The sequence below is a fragment of the Variovorax sp. PBL-E5 genome (assembly GCF_901827185.1).
In the GTDB taxonomy this organism is placed as follows: domain Bacteria; phylum Pseudomonadota; class Gammaproteobacteria; order Burkholderiales; family Burkholderiaceae_C; genus Variovorax.
This window is the reverse complement of record NZ_LR594671.1, coordinates 4,310,627-4,325,717: the sequence shown is the minus strand read 5'-3', so window position 1 is coordinate 4,325,717 and position 15,091 is coordinate 4,310,627. Positions and strand designations below refer to the sequence as shown.

The window sequence follows — 15,091 nt, the reverse complement described above, 5'->3', positions numbered from 1 at the left end:
GGCCATTATGGGCATCCTGTGCGCATTGCAACAGTCATGCCGTGGCACGGAACCTGCACCCGCCAGGGTGTGCACACCGCCGCCGTTCCCCCTGCGCCAAGTGACGAAGCGCCGCAGCGCATCGTCAAGGTCCGGCGCGACTACAACAGCTGGGTCGCCAGCGAGACGCTGGAGGACTACGCGCTGCGCTACACGCCGCAGCGCTTTCGACGGATGTCCGAATGGCGCGTCGCCGGCACGGCCTTCGGCGGCGCGGCCTCGTTCCTGATCCTCGAGGCGGTCGGCGCCACGCTGCTGGTGCAGTACGGCTTCGCCAATGCCTTCTGGGCCATCCTGGTCACGGGGCTGATCATCTTCCTGGCCGGCCTGCCGATCAGCGTCTATGCGGCGCGCTACGGCGTCGACATGGACCTGCTCACGCGCGGCTCGGGCTTCGGCTACATCGGCTCGACGCTGACCTCGCTGATCTACGCATCCTTCACCTTCATCTTCTTCGCGCTCGAGGCGGCGGTGATGGCCTATGCGCTCGAGCTCGCGCTCGGCGTGCCGCCGGTCTGGGGCTACCTGGTCTGCGCGCTGGTCGTGATTCCGCTCGTCACCCATGGCATCTCGGCCATCAGCCGGCTGCAGATCTGGACCCAGCCGCTCTGGCTGCTGATGCTGGTCGTGCCCTTCGGCTATGTGCTGGCGCGCGATCCTGGTGCGTTCGCCGGCATCGCGCACTACAACGGCGTCAAGTCCGAGGCCGCGGGTTTCGATCTGCACTTGTTCGGTGCTGCCCTCACCGTCGGCATCGCGCTGATCACGCAGATGGGCGAGCAGGCCGACTATCTGCGTTTCATGCCGGCGCGCACGGCCGCCAACCGCGGCCGCTGGTGGGCCGGCGTGCTCGCGGGCGGTCCGGGCTGGGTCGTGCTCGGCGTGCTGAAGATGCTGGGCGGCGCGCTGCTGGCCTACCTCGCCATCAGCCACATGGTGCCGCCCGAGCGCGCGGTCGATCCCAACCAGATGTACCTGGCCGCCTACGAGTACGTCTTTCCGAACTACGGCTGGGCGGTGGTGGCGACCGCGACCTTCGTGGTGATCTCGCAGCTCAAGATCAACGTCACCAACGCCTATGCGGGCTCGCTCGCGTGGAGCAATTTCTTCTCGCGCGTCACGCACAGCCATCCGGGGCGCGTGGTGTGGGTCGTCTTCAATGCGCTGATCGCCTTCATGCTGATGGAGATGAACGTGTTCGAGGCCCTGGGCGACGTGCTCGGCCTCTACGCCAACATCGCCATCGCCTGGATGATGGCGGTGGTGGCCGACCTGGTCATCAACAAGCCGCTCGGGCTCTCGCCGCCCGGCATCGAATTCAAGCGCGCGCACCTGTGGGACATCAACCCGGTCGGCGTCGGCGCGATGGCGCTGGCCTCAGTGCTGTCGATCAGCGCGCACCTCGGCCTGTTCGGCCCGCTGGCACAGGCCTTCTCGGCGCTGATCGCGCTCGGTACGGCCTTCGTTGCGTCGCCGCTGATCGCCTGGGCCACGCGCGGCAAGTACTACATCGCGCGGGCGCCGCAAGACACAGCCGCCGCGCCTTTCGCGCCGGCCGCGAGCGGCGCGGCGGTGCGCTGGGCGTGCGTCGAATCCGGTGCCGGCAGCGGCGACCGGCGGTTCGCGGTGCAGCGCTGCGTCATCTGCGAGCGCGACTACGAAGGCCCGGACATGGCGCATTGCCCCGCCTACCAGGGCCCGATCTGTTCGCTGTGCTGCACGCTCGACGCGCGCTGCGGCGACCTGTGCAAGCCCGAGGCGAGTCTGTCGGCGCAATGGTCGGGCGCCTTGCGCTGGCTGCTGCCGCGGCGCGTCTGGCCCTACCTCGACACCGGCCTCGGCCACTTCATGCTGCTGATGCTGATCGTCGTGCCGCTGCTCGCGGCCGTGTTCGGCGTGCTCTATCAGCAGGAACTGCGCGCGCTCGGCGACCGCGTGCTCGGCGAAGGCATGCTGCCCGACATGCAGCCGGCGTCGCTGCGCTCGGGTTTCCTGAAGGCCTACATGGCGCTGCTGGTGATCGCCGGCATCGTCGCCTGGTGGCTGGTGCTCGCGCACCAGAGCCGCAAGGTGGCGCAGGAAGAGTCGAACCGCCAGACCCATCTGCTGGTGCACGAGATCGAACGCCACCGCGAGACCGACCGCGCGCTGCAGGCCGCCACGCTGGCCGCCGAGCGCGCCAGGCTCGCGGCCGACCAGGCCAACCAGGCCAAGAGCCGCTACATCAGCGCCATCAGCCACGAGCTGCGCACGCCGCTCAACAGCATCCTCGGCTATGCGCAGCTGATGGGCGAGGACGCGGCCGTGCCGCCGCACCGCCGGCAGGCCGTGGCGGTGATCCGGCGCGGCGGCGAGCATCTGCTGTCGCTGATCGAGGGCACGCTCGACATCGCGCACATCGAGGCCGGCAAGCTCACGCTCAATGCCCGGCCGATGTACTTCGCCGAGCTCGTGAGCGAGCTGGCCGACATGTTCGAGCTGCAGGCCGCCGAGAAAGGGCTGGCCTTCCGCTTCGAGCCCAGCGGCCCCTTGCCCGAGCGGGTGCGTGCCGACGAAGGGCGCGTGCGGCAGATCCTCATCAACCTGCTGGGCAATGCGATCAAGTTCACCGCCGCCGGCCAGGTCACGCTGCGCCTGCGCTACGCGCGCGAGTTCGCGGCGATCGAGATCGAGGACACCGGCCCGGGCATGTCGGCCGGGGAACTGGGCCGCATCTTCGAGCCCTTCGCGCGCGGCGCGACCGCCGGCCCGTCCGCGCCGGGCGCGGGCCTCGGCCTGACGATCGCCAAGATGCTGATCGACCTGATGGGCGGCGAGATGACGGTGCAGAGCACGCCCGGCGCCGGCTCGGTGTTTCGCGTGCGGCTGTTCCTGCCCCATGTGCACGAGGCGCCCGTGGCCGGCGGCCGGCGCAGGACGCGCGCGGCGCCCGCCCGGCGCGGCTACGAAGGCCCGCGCCGCCGCGTGCTGGTGGTCGACAACGAGGAGGAGGATCGCGAGCTGCTCGTGCAGGTGCTGGCGCCGCTGGGCTTCGAACTGCGCACGGCGGCCAGCGGCCACGATGCGCTTGACCTGGTCGCGGCCGGATGGCGCCCCGACGCGATGTTCGTCGACCTCGCGATGCCCGGCATCGACGGCTGGGAAACCATCCGCCGCGCGCGCCGGCTCGGGCTTGCGCAAGCGCCGGTGGCGATCGTGTCCGCCAACGCCTTCGACAAGCGGCTGGACAACGATGCCGGCATCACGCCGGACGATTTCTTCGTCAAGCCCGTGCGGCACAGCGAGCTGCTCGACTGGCTGGAGCGCCGGCTCGGGCTGCGCTGGACTGCGAGCGCCAGCGCACCGCCCGCGCCCATGCAGTCCTCGCTGGTCAGGCCTGCGGCGCATCGGCTGCAGGCGTTGGCCGAAGCGGTGGGCCTGGGCTACTTTCGCGGCATCATGAACCAGCTCGACGACATCGACGCGGCCGAGCCGGAGTGCACCGGTTGGACCGCGGTGCAGCGCGCGCTGGCACGCCAGTTCCAGTTCGAAAAGATCGAGTGCGGCCCGCCCGTGCTCGCACTGGCGCGCGAGGACCGGCCGTGAATGACCTGGCCCGCAGCATCGCCGCCAACAGCGACCTCGTGCTGATCGTCGACGACGTGCCCGACAACCTCGCGGTGCTGCACGACGCGCTCGACGAATCGGGCTACACCGTGCTGGTCGCGACCAGCGGCGAGCAGGCGCTGCAGCGCGCGGCGCAGGCCCGGCCCGACATCGTGTTGCTCGACGCGATGATGCCGGGCATCGACGGCTTCGAGGTTGCGCGCCGCCTGAAGGCCGATGCCGCGACCGCGCACATCCCGATCGTCTTCATGACCGGCCTGACCGACACCGAGCACCTGGTGGCCGCCCTCGAGGCCGGCGGCGTCGACTACGTGACCAAGCCGATCAAGCCCAAGGAAGTGCTGGCGCGCATGAACGTGCATCTGCAGGGCGCACGCCGCGCGCGCCAGGCGGCGCAGCAGGCCGGGCAGGCGCGCAACGCGCTCGATGCCTTCGGCTACGCCAGCATCACCGTGCGCATGCCTGAGGGCAAGCTGATCTGGCAGACCGCGCTGGCGCGCGACCTGCTGCTGCGCTATTGCGGCACCAGCGCCCCGGCGACGCCGCCGGTCGTGCTCGAATGGCTGCGGCGCCATCTGCCCGATGCCGAGCAGCGCCAGATCGAACCGCCCGTGCTGTCGATCGCGCAGGGCGCGGCCAGCCTGAGTCTGCGGCTGCACCAGCAGACCGGCCACGACGACGGCGGCGACGACTGGCTGATCATCATGCGAGAGGCCTCCGGCACCGCCGTCATCGAGGCCATGAGCCTGAGCCTGAAGCTCACCGCGCGCGAGGCCGAGGTGCTCTACTGGGTGGTCAAGGGCAAGACCAACAAGGACATCGGCGAGATCCTCGGCAGCAGCCCGGCCACCGCCAAGAAGCACCTGGAGCGCGTCTACGTCAAGCTCGGCGTCGAAACCCGCACGGCGGCCGCGGGCGTGGCCATGAAGCGCATCCGCGAGCTGCAGCCGCAGTTCGAGATCTGAGGCCGGCGCGTCTTACGCAACTGCCACACACGGACCCTAGAATCCGCGCGGATGATTGCCCGCCTGTTCATGCTGCTGCTGGCGCTGACCGCGGCCACGGCGCGCGCCGGCGGGCATTTCGACGTCGACGACGCAGGCACGCTGGATCCGGGACAGTGCCAGTACGAGGTCTGGGCAGGCCGCACCGGCATCGAGCCGCTGCGCGTGTTTCACCTCGGACCCGCATGCCGGGTCGGCCCGGTCGAACTGGGCCTGAATGTCGACCGCTATTCGGGGCCGGACGGGCGCATTGCCACCTTCGGCCCGCAGCTCAAGTGGACTTTCCTGGGCGTGGGGGCCGACGACCGGCTCAGCGCCGCCGTGTCGGCGAGCACGACCTGGGATCTGACCCGCGGTGGACGGGCCGGCGGGCAGTTCGTCGTTCCCGTCAGCTGGCGTGCGCTCGACAGTCTCTGGGTCCACGTGAACCTGGGGGCGGATTGGGCCACGGGCACCGGTGCGCGCACCGGCCGCGGCGGCCTCGCAGGCGAGTGGGCGATGAACGACCGGGTGTCGCTCATCGTCGAGCGGAGTCGGGCCTTCGAGATCTGGACCACGCGGGCCGGCCTCCGGTTCAGCCTGACGCCGTTGATCAGCATCGACGTCAGCGCATCGCGAACGGGGCCGCAGGGGGTGCGCGGCTTCGTGATCGGCCTGAACCACGAATTCAAGAGATAGAACGTACGGCACATTGCGCGTGCTCCCGCGCTGCCGCAAGATGGTCGCGATGCCCCTTCGCCACGGCCGCCGTGGCCATCCTGCCGCGCAGACACCATGGAACACCGTGCCGCCCGTGTTTTCCGTTTTGCGAGCTTTCTCTTCGCGCTCTGCCTGCTGACGGCGGTGACGGGCGCCATCGACGCCGCCCGCGCGCAGAGCCGCCCGGCCGAGAAGCGCATCGCGCTGGTCATCGGCAATTCGCGGTATCCGAAGATCCCGCTCGGCAATCCCGAGAATGACGCGCGGCTGATCGCGGCCAACCTGCGCAAGCTGGGCTTCGAGGTCAACGAGCAGCTCAACCTCGACATCCGCGAATTCCGGCGCGTGCTGCGCGAGTTCGCGCGCCGCCTGCAGGACGACGACGCCATCGCGGTCTTCTACTACGCCGGGCACGGGATGCAGATCGACGGCCGCAACTACCTGCTGCCGGTCGACATCCAGCTGCGCGACCAGGAGGCGGTCAAGGACGATGCGGTCGACATCGAGGACGTGTTCCTGAGCCGGCTCGACAAGACGCGCTCGAAGGCGCGCATCGTGATCCTCGACACCTGTCGCGACAACCCCTTCGCCGGCAGGACCCGCAGCGTCCGCTCGGCCGTCGGCCTGGCCGAGATGGGCGCGCGCGGCACGCTGATCGCCTATGCGGCGGCACCTGGCTCGTCGGCCGAGGACGGACCCGACGGCGGCAACAGCGTCTACAGCAAGAACCTCGCGCAGGAAATGATGGTGCCGGGGCTGGAAGTCGAGCAGATGTTCAAGAACGTGCGCGTGAAGGTGCTGCACGACACCAAGGACCGGCAGGTGCCCTGGGTCAACACCTCGCTGACCTCGGATTTCAGCTTCAATCCCGGCGCCGAAACGCTGTCCGGCGAAGCGGCCCGGCAGGCGCAGATCCAGCGCCTCGAGCTCGAACTGCAGCAGACGCGCAAGGCACTGGAAGAGTCGCGCGCGGCGGCCCGCGCACCGGCCACTGCGACTGCGACCGCGACCGCTTCGACTTCGCCCACATCGCCCGCCGCCGGCCCATCGAAGGCGCCCGCCGCGGCGCCTGCTGCGGCACCGCGACCGGCCGCGGCGGCCGAGGTGGTCAAGGCCAACGAGCGCTATGCGAGCCAGCTCGAGATACAGCTCGAACGCGCGCGCGTCGCGCTCGCCGAGGCGCGTGCCGAGTCCCGCGGGGAGGCCACGACCTCGCTGCCGCAGGGGTTGCCCGCCGCCCTGGAGGCCGCCGAAAAACGCCCGACCGCGCTGGCGCCGACGCCAGCGCCGGACCGCAGCCGCGGCTGCCGGGATCTGCTCACGCGTGCCTCGATCGGCGAGCCGCTGTCGACCTCGGAAAACAACTATCTCAAACAGGAGTGCAAATGATGAAGCCTGATCCTCACGCCGGCCTGGCGATGCTGTCCCGGCTCCTGGCAATGCTTGCGATGGTCGTTCTGGTTGCCTGCGGCACCGCGCCGCCGCCACCGGCCAGGTCGGCCGCGCCGCAGCCGCCTGCGGCAACAACTGCCGCGCCGGTCGCCGCTGCCGCACCGGCGCCTGCTGCGGTCGCGCCGCCGCCGCCCATCATGCCCTTCGGCGAAGCAGTGACCTTCGCGGCCACCAGCCTGTTCGGCAACGCCGCGCTGCCCGAGGGCGCCGGCAAGCTGCCGCTGGTCATCGATCCGCTGATCGACGGCAACACCGGCGCGCAGTCGGTTGCGACGCAGACCATGGAGCAGCGCATCACCGCGATGCTGCAGACCAGCTTCCCGCGCTACGACCTGCAGCCCTTCTCGACCGGTTCGCTGGCACGCGCGCCGCTGCTCTTCATCGGCACCTTCACCGCGGTCGACAAGGACGGCAAGAACGCGCCGGGGCCGCGCGAGTGGTACCGGGTCTGCCTGGCGCTGGTCGATCTGCACAGCGGCAAGATCGTGTCCAAGGGCTTCGCGCGCGCCCGGCCCGATGGCGTCGACCCGACGCCGACCGCGTTCTTCCAGGACAGCCCCGCGTGGACGCCCGACCCCGCCACCGACGGCTACGTGCGGACCTGCCAGGGCACCAAGGTCGGCGATCCGATCAACCCCGCGTACTGGGACAAGATCGTCGCCGCCGCGATGATCAACGACGCGATGACCAGCTACAACGCCGGCCGCTACGACGAGGCGCTGGACCTCTACCGCGGCGTCGCGCGCGTGGGCGGCGGCGACCAGCTGCGCGTCTACAACGGCCTGTACCTTTCGAGCTGGAAGCTCGGGCGCAAGGACGAGGCCGCGCAGGCCTTCTCGAAGATCGTCGATTACGGCCTGGCGCAGAAGCGCATCGCGGTGAAGTTCCTGTTCCGTCCCGGCTCGACGCTGTTCCTGGGCGACACGCAGATCAGCGCCCAGTACCCGGTCTGGCTCAAGCAGATCGCTTCGCGCGCCGGGCAAAGCACGGCCTGCATGGAAGTGTCGGGCCACACCAGCCGCACCGGGCCCGAGCCCCTGAACGATCGCCTGTCGCTGATGCGCGCGCAGTACGTCGCGCAACGGCTCGATGCCGGCACGCCCGGCGTCGCGCGGCGCACCGTCGCCGTCGGCAAGGGCTCGCGCGAGCCGATCTCGGGGCTCGGCACCGACGATGCCCGCGATGCGCTGGACCGGCGCGTCGAGTTCAAGGTGATCGACTGTCCGGCGGCCTGAGCGCGTCGCAGCGCTCGATATTGACCTGCACCCAATCGTCCCTGGCGAGGGTCGATGCCGCGGCCAGGGGCGCGACCCGCAGCTTCAGCAGCCCGCCGTGCGTGCCGTAGAGGACGACGGCAAAACGGCGGCCCGGATCCCTGGCCTGCGCCGGCGTCCTGCAGTCGCTGTCGACCGGCCGCGTGATGCCTGCCGCGGCGCCGGTCTCGATGACATGGCCGGTGCGCCAGCCCGCCTGGAAGTCGCGCCACGGCTCGGGCAACGCGGCACAGCCGCACAGCAGCGCGGCGACGGCCGGCAGCATGACGCGCGCCCGGATCAGACCGGATCCCTGTTCCACCATCCACCGCCCGGTGCCTGGAACAGCGCCGCGCTGTCGGCCAGCCGGCTGGCCTGGGCCTGGACGCGTGCGATCGCGGCCTGGCGCAAGCTCTGCTCGGCGGCAAGCACGGCCAGCGAGCCGACCGCGCCGGCGGACCATTGCCGGCGCGCGATCGCCAGGCTTCTTTCGGCCGCGCGCTCGCTGGCGATCAAGGACTCCAGCGCCCTGGCGTCCGCCTGGATCGCGCCCAGGGTATCGGCCACGTTCTGGAACGCGCCGAGCACGGTGCTGCGGTAGGCCGCGGCTGCCTGGTCGTAGCCGGCCTGCGCGGCGCGTTGCCGATGCAGCAGCGTGCCGCCGTCGAAGATCGGCTGCAGCGCATTGGCGCCCACGCTCCAGAAGCCGGTGCCTGCGGTGAACAGCTTCGAGAACTGCAAGGCGCTGCTGCCGAAGCCCGCGCTCAGGCTGAAGCTCGGCAGGCGGTTGACCATCGCCACGCCGATCTGCGCGCTGGCCGCATGCAGCTGCGCTTCGGCGGCCTGGACGTCGGGCCGCTGTTCGACCAGCCGGGGCGGCAGGCTCAGCGGCAGTTCGTCGGGCAGCCGCAGCGCATCGAGTTCGACATCGAAGGCCGCCCTGTCGCCGGGCAGGCGGCCAGCCAGCACGGCCAGCTGGTTGCGCTGCTGTTCGCGCTGCTTCTCCAGCGGCGGCAATGTGGCGCGGACCTGCGCGACCACCGCCTCCTGCGCCGCGACATCGGCGATGCCGGTCTGCCCCAGTGCGTGCTGGCGCTGGAACAGCGCGAGTTGATGCTCCGCGAGATCGATCAGCTGGTGCGTGGTGCCGATCTGTGCCTGCAGCGACGCCAGCTGGACGGCGCCCAGCACGACATTGCTGGTCAGCGTGAGCCGCGCCGCCTGCAACTGGAAGCGCTGCGTGTCCGCCTGCGCCTGCAGCGACTTGACCTGCTGGCGATTGCCGCCGAACACGTCGGGTGCATAGGCGATGTTGAGCTGCGCCGTGTGCAGGCTGTAGATGTCGCTGCCCGATGCGAGCGGACTGGCGAGCACCGGCACGATCGACTGCCGCGTCGGATTGAACTGCGCTGCGACGCTCGGGAAGAACGCGCCCTGCTGGGCCAGGGTGTTCTCGCGTGCGCCGCGCAGCGCGGCCGCCGCGGCCTTGACGTCGGGGTGAGCACGATGACCGGCAGCGCGCTGCCCGCTTCGCGCACCTGCCGCAGCACCTGGCTGCCTTCCATGTCGGGCAGTCCCAGGTCCAGCAGCATCAGGGCCGGCCGGTCGGCGCGGATGCAGCCGAGCGCCTGCGCGCCGGTGGACGCCTTCTGCACGTCGTAGCCCCGATGCACGAGCTCGCGGCCCAGCAGGGCGGCAATGTGCAGGTCGTCTTCCACCACCAGGATCCGTGTGTTCACGAGGCGGCCGGCTGGGGAAGGCTCATGGAAGCGCCGGCGGCAGGTACTGATCGGCCACGCGCCGCTGGTCCGGCGTCAGGGCCGCATAGAGGCGGGCGGCCGCGTCGCCGATCTCCTGCAGCCGTCCGGCGCGCTCCTGCGCCTCGGCCACGCGCTGCTGCAGCGCCTGCACGGCCGTCAGGTCGTCGGCCGCCGGCGCATGCGCGAGCGAGTTCTTCACCGCCAGATCCCACACCTTGTTGTAGAAGCCGTCCCACAGGGCGGCCTGCTCGGGCGTGATCAGCAGCCGCAGGCGCAGGTCGTAGAGCTTGTCCCTGATCTGGTTGGCCCTCATCTCGGGGCTCGATGCCTGCTCGGTGCTGCGCGATGCCGCCGGTGCATCGCCGCTGTGCCCGCGCCGTCCGCCCCCCATGCCGCCGCCGCCGAACTGCGCGAAGCTGTGGCCGCTGAGTGCGGCCAGCACGATGGCGAATGCGAATTTCTGCCTGAGTCTTGTCATCCCGCGTCCTTGCTCGCCGCCACCTGGCGTGGCCGGCGATGCATTACAGGGCACGCAGGCTGCCGCCGCGCTGACCGGGTGTAAAGCCGGCGTAAAGACGCAGGCTCAGAGTTCGGCGCCTTCGACGAGAAAGCGCACGCGCCGCACGCCCTGCCATTCGTCGGCATCGAGGCGCCACGCGATCACCACCTTCGGCGGCAGCGGCTCGGTATGGCCGAACCAGATGCCGTCGACCGGCCTGCCGCGGTGCTTCAGCTTGAGCGCGAGGTGCTTCTCGCCGACCAGCCGCTGCGAGACCACCTCGACCTCCTCGCTGAAGGTCGGCGGCGCGAAGCCCTGGCCCCACACCTCGCGGTGCAGCGTGTCGACCAGGTCCACGCGCAGGTACTCGGGCGCGAGCGGGCCGTCGGTGTCGAGCCGGCGCGTCAGCGTGGCGGCGTCGAGCCACTCGCGCGCGACCTGGGCCAGCGCCTGCTCGAAGACAGGGAAGTGCTCGCGCGCCACCGTGCATCCGGCCGCCATCGCGTGGCCGCCGAAGCGCAGCAGCACGCCGGGATGGCGCTTGGCCACGAGGTCGAGCGCATCGCGCAGATGAAAGCCGGGGATCGAGCGGCCCGAGCCCTTGAGCTCGTGCGCGCGGCCGTCGGCGCCGCTGGCCGCGAAGACGAAGGTGGGCCGATGGAAGCGGTCCTTGAGGCGCGAGGCGACGATGCCGACCACGCCTTCGTGGAAGTCCGCACCGAACACGCTGATGGCCGCGGGCGGCGGCTGGCTGTCGTCGCCGAACAGCGTCTCGGCCAGCCGCAGCGCCTGGTCGCGCATGCCGCCTTCGATGTCGCGCCGCTCGCGGTTGATGCCGTCGAGCAGCTGTGCCAGTTCGGCGGCGCGGCCGGCGTCGTCGGTCAGCAGGCATTCGATGCCGAGCGTCATGTCGGCGAGGCGGCCGGCGGCGTTGATGCGCGGGCCGAGCGCGAAGCCGAAGTCGAAGGTGGTCGCGGCCGCGGCGTTGCGGCCTGCGGCCTTGAAGAGGGCGGCGATGCCTGCGGGCATGGCGCTCGTGCGGATGCGGCGCAGGCCCTGAGCGACCAGGCGGCGGTTGTTGGCATCGAGCCGGACCACGTCGGCCACGGTGCCCAGCGCCACGAGCGGCAGCAATGCGTCCAGCTTGGGTTGCGCAACGCGATCGAACGCACCTCGCGCGCGCAGCTCGGCGCGCAGCGCCAGCAGCACATAGAACATCACGCCGACGCCCGCGATGCTCTTGCTCTCGAAGCCGCAGCCGGGCTGGTTGGGATTCACGAGCACATCGGCCGCCGGCAGTTCGGGGCCGGGCAGGTGGTGGTCCGTCACCAGCACCGCGAGACCGCGCGCCTTGGCGGCCGCGACGCCCTCGACGCTCGCGATGCCGTTGTCCACGGTGATCAGCAAGTCGGCGCCGCTGTCCGCCACGCGCTCGGCGATCGGCGGCGTCAGGCCGTAGCCGTCGATCACGCGGTCGGGTACCAGGTAGCTCACCTGCTTCGCGCCGAGCAGGCGCAGGCCGCGCACCGCGACGGCGCAGGCGGTGGCGCCGTCGCAGTCGTAGTCGGCGACGATGCACAGGCGCCTGTCGTCGCGGATCGCGTCGGCCAGCAGCCGTGCCGCTTCCTGCGTGCCGCGCAGCGTCGCGGGCGGCAGCAGGCGCGTCAGGCCGTCGTCCAGCTCTTCCTTGGCCAGCACGCCGCGCGCCGCATAGAGGCGCGCGAGCAGCGGATGCACGCCGGCCTGCTCGAGCGCCCAGGCGCTGCGCGGCGGAATGTCGCGAGCGACGATCTGCATCACAGCGTCGCGAGGATGGAGGCCGCGCTCGGCCGCTCGAACAGGCTCCGGGCCCAGCTCAGCAGGCCGCGGTGCTGCACGCCGAAGCGGCGTGCGCCACGGTCGCCGCACAGCGTCAGCACGACATCGGCGCCGTGCGTGTAGTCGGCCAGCAGATCGGCCATCGCGCCGGCGTCGAGCGCCTGCCACGCGGCGGCCCAGCCGGCGCCGTCGTCGCGCAGCGCGGGCACGCGCAAGGCATCGGCGACCTCGGGCGCGGATGCCGGCGCGGTGCCGTTGGCGAGCGCCGCGGGCAGGCTGCCGGTGCCGCTGAGCCAGAAGGAGTTGATCGGCGGCACGCCGCGTGCGGTGCGCTGGTCGTTCACGCGTTCGGTGTAGAGCAGCATCTGCATCTCGTTCTGCAGCCGGCGCAGCGGCCGTGCGGCATCGGACAGCGGCGACCATTGCGAGATCGGCCAGCCGACGGCGCGGTCGATCGACGCCGTGGCCAGGCCGTCGAAGACCTTGCCCTGCACCAGCCAGCGGCCGGGCGTCGCCGACGCATGCAGCGCCATGCCGTCCTCTTCGAAGAAGGGCCGCGCCGCGGCCAGCAGCGCCGCGGATTCGGCGGCATCGATCTCGATCGCGGCCGGATCGCCGAGCACCACGTCGTCGATGCCGACCTGCCAGTGGCACAGCGTGGCCACGCCCCAGCTGTCGCCTGGGCCGGTGGGACCGAGGCCGGCCTGCTTCGCTTCCAGCGCGGCCCATGGGATGCAGCCGTCCGCTGCGCCGATGCCGAGCGCCTCGGCCAATGCGCGCTCGTGCGGCGGCGAGCGCGTGCTGTCGTCCTGCTGGTCGCCGTGCACCAGCGCGAGCCGCGCGAGCATCGCCTCGGTGTTCGGCAGGCGCAGCCCGGCCAGCGCTTCGCGGCAGGCCGGGGAACTGCGGCCGGCGAACGGGATCATCAAATGGCGGGGCTTGGGGGCATCGGACATGACCCTATTGTCCGGGATGCCACAATTCTTCCTCTATGCCCCTTCCCTATGAACTGCAACTCGGCTGGCGCTACACGCGCGCAGGCCGGGCCACGCGGCGCAACGGCTTCATCTCCTTCATCTCCGGTGTCTCGATGCTCGGCATCGCGCTGGGCGTGGCGGCGCTGATCATCGTGCTGAGCGTGATGAACGGCTTCCAGAAGGAAGTCACCGACCGCATGCTCGGCGTGATCTCGCACATCGAGATCCTGTCGCGCGACGGCCAGGCGCTCGGCGACATCGACGGCATCATGGCCGGCGCGCGCAAGAACCCGCAGGTGGTCGGCGTGGCGCCCTTCATCGCCGCGCAGGCCCTGATCGCGCGCGGCGAGGACATGAAGGGCACGCTGGTGCGCGGCATCGATCCGGCGCTGGAGCCGCAGGTGACCGACATCTCCACCACCGCCGAGCATGGCGCGCTGAAGAAGCTGGTGCCGGGCGAGTTCGGCATCGTGCTCGGCGTCGAGCTCGCGCGCTCGCTGTTCGTGCGCGACGGCGACAAGGTGACGCTGGTCGCACCCGGCGGCCAGGTCACGCCGGCCGGCGTGGTGCCGCGCCTGAAGCAGTTCACCGTGGTGGGCACCTTCGATTCGGGCCACTACGAGTACGACTCGGCGCTGGCGATGATCCACGAGCAGGACGCCGAACGCGTGTTCCGCCTCGAAGGGCCGAGCGGCGTGCGCATCAAGCTCAAGGACCTGCACCAGGCGCCCGAGGTGGCCCACGAACTCGCCGGCACGCTGCCCGGCAGCTTCCTGATCCGCGACTGGACGCAGCAGAACAAGACCTGGTTCGCCGCCGTGCAGGTCGAGAAACGCATGATGTTCATCATCCTCACGCTGATCGTCGCGGTGGCCGCCTTCAACCTGGTGTCGACGCTGGTGATGACGGTGACCGACAAGCGCGCCGACATCGCCATCCTGCGCACGCTGGGTTCGAGCCCGAAAAGCATCATGACCATCTTCGTGGTGCAGGGCGCGATGGTCGGCGTCATCGGCACGCTGGCCGGGCTGCTGCTGGGGCTGCTCATCGCCTACAACATCGACGTCATCGTGCCGGCGCTGGAACATCTGTTCCATGCGAGCTTCCTGCCGCAGGACATCTACCTGATCAGCAAGATGCCGAGCGATCCGCAGCAGGGCGACATCGTGCCGATCACGGTGATCTCGCTCATCCTCGCCTTCGTCGCGACCCTGTACCCGAGCTGGCGCGCCAGCCGCGTCAACCCGGCCGAGGCGCTGCGCTATGAGTGAACCCCGAGCGGGCGCCAACGGCGCGGTGCTGAAAGTCCGCGGTCTCACCAAACGCTTTCACGAAGGCCGCATCGACCTCACCGTGCTGCACGGCGTCGACCTCGACGTGCGCGCCGGCGAGACGATGGCCATCGTCGGCGCCTCGGGTTCCGGCAAGAGCACGCTGCTGCACCTGATGGGCGGCCTCGATGCGCCGACCGCCGGCAGCGTCGAGCTGCATGGCCGCAACATCGCGCATGTCGACGCGGCCGAGCAGGGACGCCTGCGCAACACGCACCTCGGCTTCGTCTACCAGTTCCATCATCTGCTGCCCGAGTTCAGCGCGCTCGACAACGTCGCGATGCCGCTTCGGATCCGGCGCATGACGCCGGCGCAGGCCCACGATGCCGCGACCGCGATGCTCACCGCGGTCGGCCTCGGCGAGCGCCTGCAGCACCGGCCGGCCGAGCTGTCCGGCGGCGAGCGCCAGCGCGTGGCGATCGCGCGCGCGCTGGTCACGCATCCGGATTGCGTGCTGGCCGACGAGCCGACCGGCAACCTCGACCGCGCCACGGCGGACGGCGTGTTCGCGCTGATGCTCCAGCTCGCGCGCGAGCGCGGCACGGCCTTCGTCATGGTCACGCACGACGAGACGCTGGCCACGCGCTGCGACCGCGTGCTGCGGCTGACCGCGGGCCGGCTCGCAGGCTGAGGCGGCGCTGCATGAACGTGAG

General features: G+C 70.8%; 12 protein-coding genes and 1 pseudogene. 7 read left to right on the top strand and 6 right to left on the bottom strand.

From position 1 onward, the window contains the following. Positions 1 to 36: 36 nt before the first annotated feature. The 5 genes from WDLP6_RS20925 to WDLP6_RS20905 all read left to right on the top strand — a co-directional run bounded on the left by WDLP6_RS20925 (position 37) and on the right by WDLP6_RS20905 (position 8,035). Positions 37 to 3,624 carry a hybrid sensor histidine kinase/response regulator gene (locus WDLP6_RS20925; protein ID WP_162593897.1) on the top strand — a complete coding sequence of 1,196 codons (3,588 nt, stop codon included), beginning with the start codon at positions 37 to 39 and terminating at the stop codon, positions 3,622 to 3,624. Beyond that, positions 3,621 to 4,610 (top strand): response regulator transcription factor, encoded by a 990-nt coding sequence (locus WDLP6_RS20920; protein WP_162593896.1) that lies wholly within the window; start codon positions 3,621 to 3,623, stop codon positions 4,608 to 4,610. Before WDLP6_RS20925 ends, WDLP6_RS20920 begins: the two co-directional genes overlap by 4 nt. A gap of 51 nt (positions 4,611 to 4,661) precedes the next feature. Further along, positions 4,662 to 5,327: a hypothetical protein gene (locus tag WDLP6_RS20915; protein ID WP_232077173.1), complete on the top strand. Its 666-nt coding sequence runs from the start codon at positions 4,662 to 4,664 to the stop codon at positions 5,325 to 5,327. A 96-nt stretch (positions 5,328 to 5,423) separates the two neighbouring features. Beyond that, positions 5,424 to 6,737, top strand: a complete 1,314-nt coding sequence (locus WDLP6_RS20910) for a caspase family protein (protein ID WP_162593895.1) — start codon at positions 5,424 to 5,426, stop codon at positions 6,735 to 6,737. Further along, complete coding sequence (locus tag WDLP6_RS20905) at positions 6,737 to 8,035, top strand: OmpA family protein (RefSeq protein ID WP_197910181.1); 1,299 nt, start codon at positions 6,737 to 6,739, stop codon at positions 8,033 to 8,035. Before WDLP6_RS20910 ends, WDLP6_RS20905 begins: the two co-directional genes overlap by 1 nt. On the opposite strand, the gene WDLP6_RS20900 is transcribed toward WDLP6_RS20905, so the two are convergent. The 6 genes and pseudogenes from WDLP6_RS20900 to WDLP6_RS20880 all read right to left on the bottom strand — a co-directional run bounded on the left by WDLP6_RS20900 (position 8,007) and on the right by WDLP6_RS20880 (position 13,086). Then, positions 8,007 to 8,339, bottom strand: coding sequence for a hypothetical protein (locus WDLP6_RS20900; RefSeq protein WP_162593894.1), 333 nt, complete (start codon positions 8,337 to 8,339; stop codon positions 8,007 to 8,009). The genes WDLP6_RS20905 and WDLP6_RS20900 overlap by 29 nt on opposite strands. A 14-nt stretch (positions 8,340 to 8,353) precedes the next feature. Beyond that, positions 8,354 to 9,673, bottom strand: coding sequence for an efflux transporter outer membrane subunit (locus tag WDLP6_RS20895; protein WP_162595184.1), 1,320 nt, complete (start codon positions 9,671 to 9,673; stop codon positions 8,354 to 8,356). Then, positions 9,601 to 9,771 (bottom strand): annotated as a pseudogene (locus tag WDLP6_RS35130) (response regulator); the annotation flags it as partial. The gene WDLP6_RS20895 and the pseudogene WDLP6_RS35130, both read right to left, overlap by 73 nt. Positions 9,772 to 9,814: 43 nt before the next feature. Next, entirely contained in the window at positions 9,815 to 10,291 is a 477-nt protein-coding gene (locus tag WDLP6_RS20890) for a Spy/CpxP family protein refolding chaperone (protein ID WP_162593893.1), read from the bottom strand. Positions 10,292 to 10,396: 105 nt separating this feature from the next. Next, positions 10,397 to 12,109 (bottom strand): single-stranded-DNA-specific exonuclease RecJ, encoded by a 1,713-nt coding sequence (recJ, locus tag WDLP6_RS20885; protein ID WP_162593892.1) that lies wholly within the window; start codon positions 12,107 to 12,109, stop codon positions 10,397 to 10,399. After that, positions 12,109 to 13,086: a hypothetical protein gene (locus tag WDLP6_RS20880; protein WP_162593891.1), complete on the bottom strand. Its 978-nt coding sequence runs from the start codon at positions 13,084 to 13,086 to the stop codon at positions 12,109 to 12,111. Before WDLP6_RS20880 ends, recJ begins: the two co-directional genes overlap by 1 nt. A 35-nt stretch (positions 13,087 to 13,121) precedes the next feature. Between WDLP6_RS20880 and WDLP6_RS20875 the strand changes: the two genes are divergently transcribed. Further along, positions 13,122 to 14,378: a lipoprotein-releasing ABC transporter permease subunit gene (locus tag WDLP6_RS20875; protein WP_162593890.1), complete on the top strand. Its 1,257-nt coding sequence runs from the start codon at positions 13,122 to 13,124 to the stop codon at positions 14,376 to 14,378. Continuing rightward, positions 14,371 to 15,069 (top strand): lipoprotein-releasing ABC transporter ATP-binding protein LolD, encoded by a 699-nt coding sequence (lolD, locus tag WDLP6_RS20870; RefSeq protein WP_162593889.1) that lies wholly within the window; start codon positions 14,371 to 14,373, stop codon positions 15,067 to 15,069. The genes WDLP6_RS20875 and lolD overlap by 8 nt, the downstream gene beginning before the upstream one ends. The last annotated feature ends 22 nt before the right edge of the window (positions 15,070 to 15,091 follow it).

Coding starts and splice junctions, on each gene's coding strand:
- recJ (WP_162593892.1), bottom strand. CDS start 12,109: ATGCAGATCGTCGCTCGCGACATTCCGCCGCGCAGCGCCTGGGCGCTC.
- WDLP6_RS20925 (WP_162593897.1), top strand. CDS start 37: ATGCCGTGGCACGGAACCTGCACCCGCCAGGGTGTGCACACCGCCGCC.
- WDLP6_RS20890 (WP_162593893.1), bottom strand. CDS start 10,291: ATGACAAGACTCAGGCAGAAATTCGCATTCGCCATCGTGCTGGCCGCA.
- WDLP6_RS20915 (WP_232077173.1), top strand. CDS start 4,662: ATGATTGCCCGCCTGTTCATGCTGCTGCTGGCGCTGACCGCGGCCACG.
- WDLP6_RS20880 (WP_162593891.1), bottom strand. CDS start 13,086: ATGTCCGATGCCCCCAAGCCCCGCCATTTGATGATCCCGTTCGCCGGC.
- WDLP6_RS20905 (WP_197910181.1), top strand. CDS start 6,737: ATGAAGCCTGATCCTCACGCCGGCCTGGCGATGCTGTCCCGGCTCCTG.
- lolD (WP_162593889.1), top strand. CDS start 14,371: ATGAGTGAACCCCGAGCGGGCGCCAACGGCGCGGTGCTGAAAGTCCGC.
- WDLP6_RS20900 (WP_162593894.1), bottom strand. CDS start 8,339: ATGCTGCCGGCCGTCGCCGCGCTGCTGTGCGGCTGTGCCGCGTTGCCC.
- WDLP6_RS20875 (WP_162593890.1), top strand. CDS start 13,122: ATGCCCCTTCCCTATGAACTGCAACTCGGCTGGCGCTACACGCGCGCA.
- WDLP6_RS20910 (WP_162593895.1), top strand. CDS start 5,424: ATGGAACACCGTGCCGCCCGTGTTTTCCGTTTTGCGAGCTTTCTCTTC.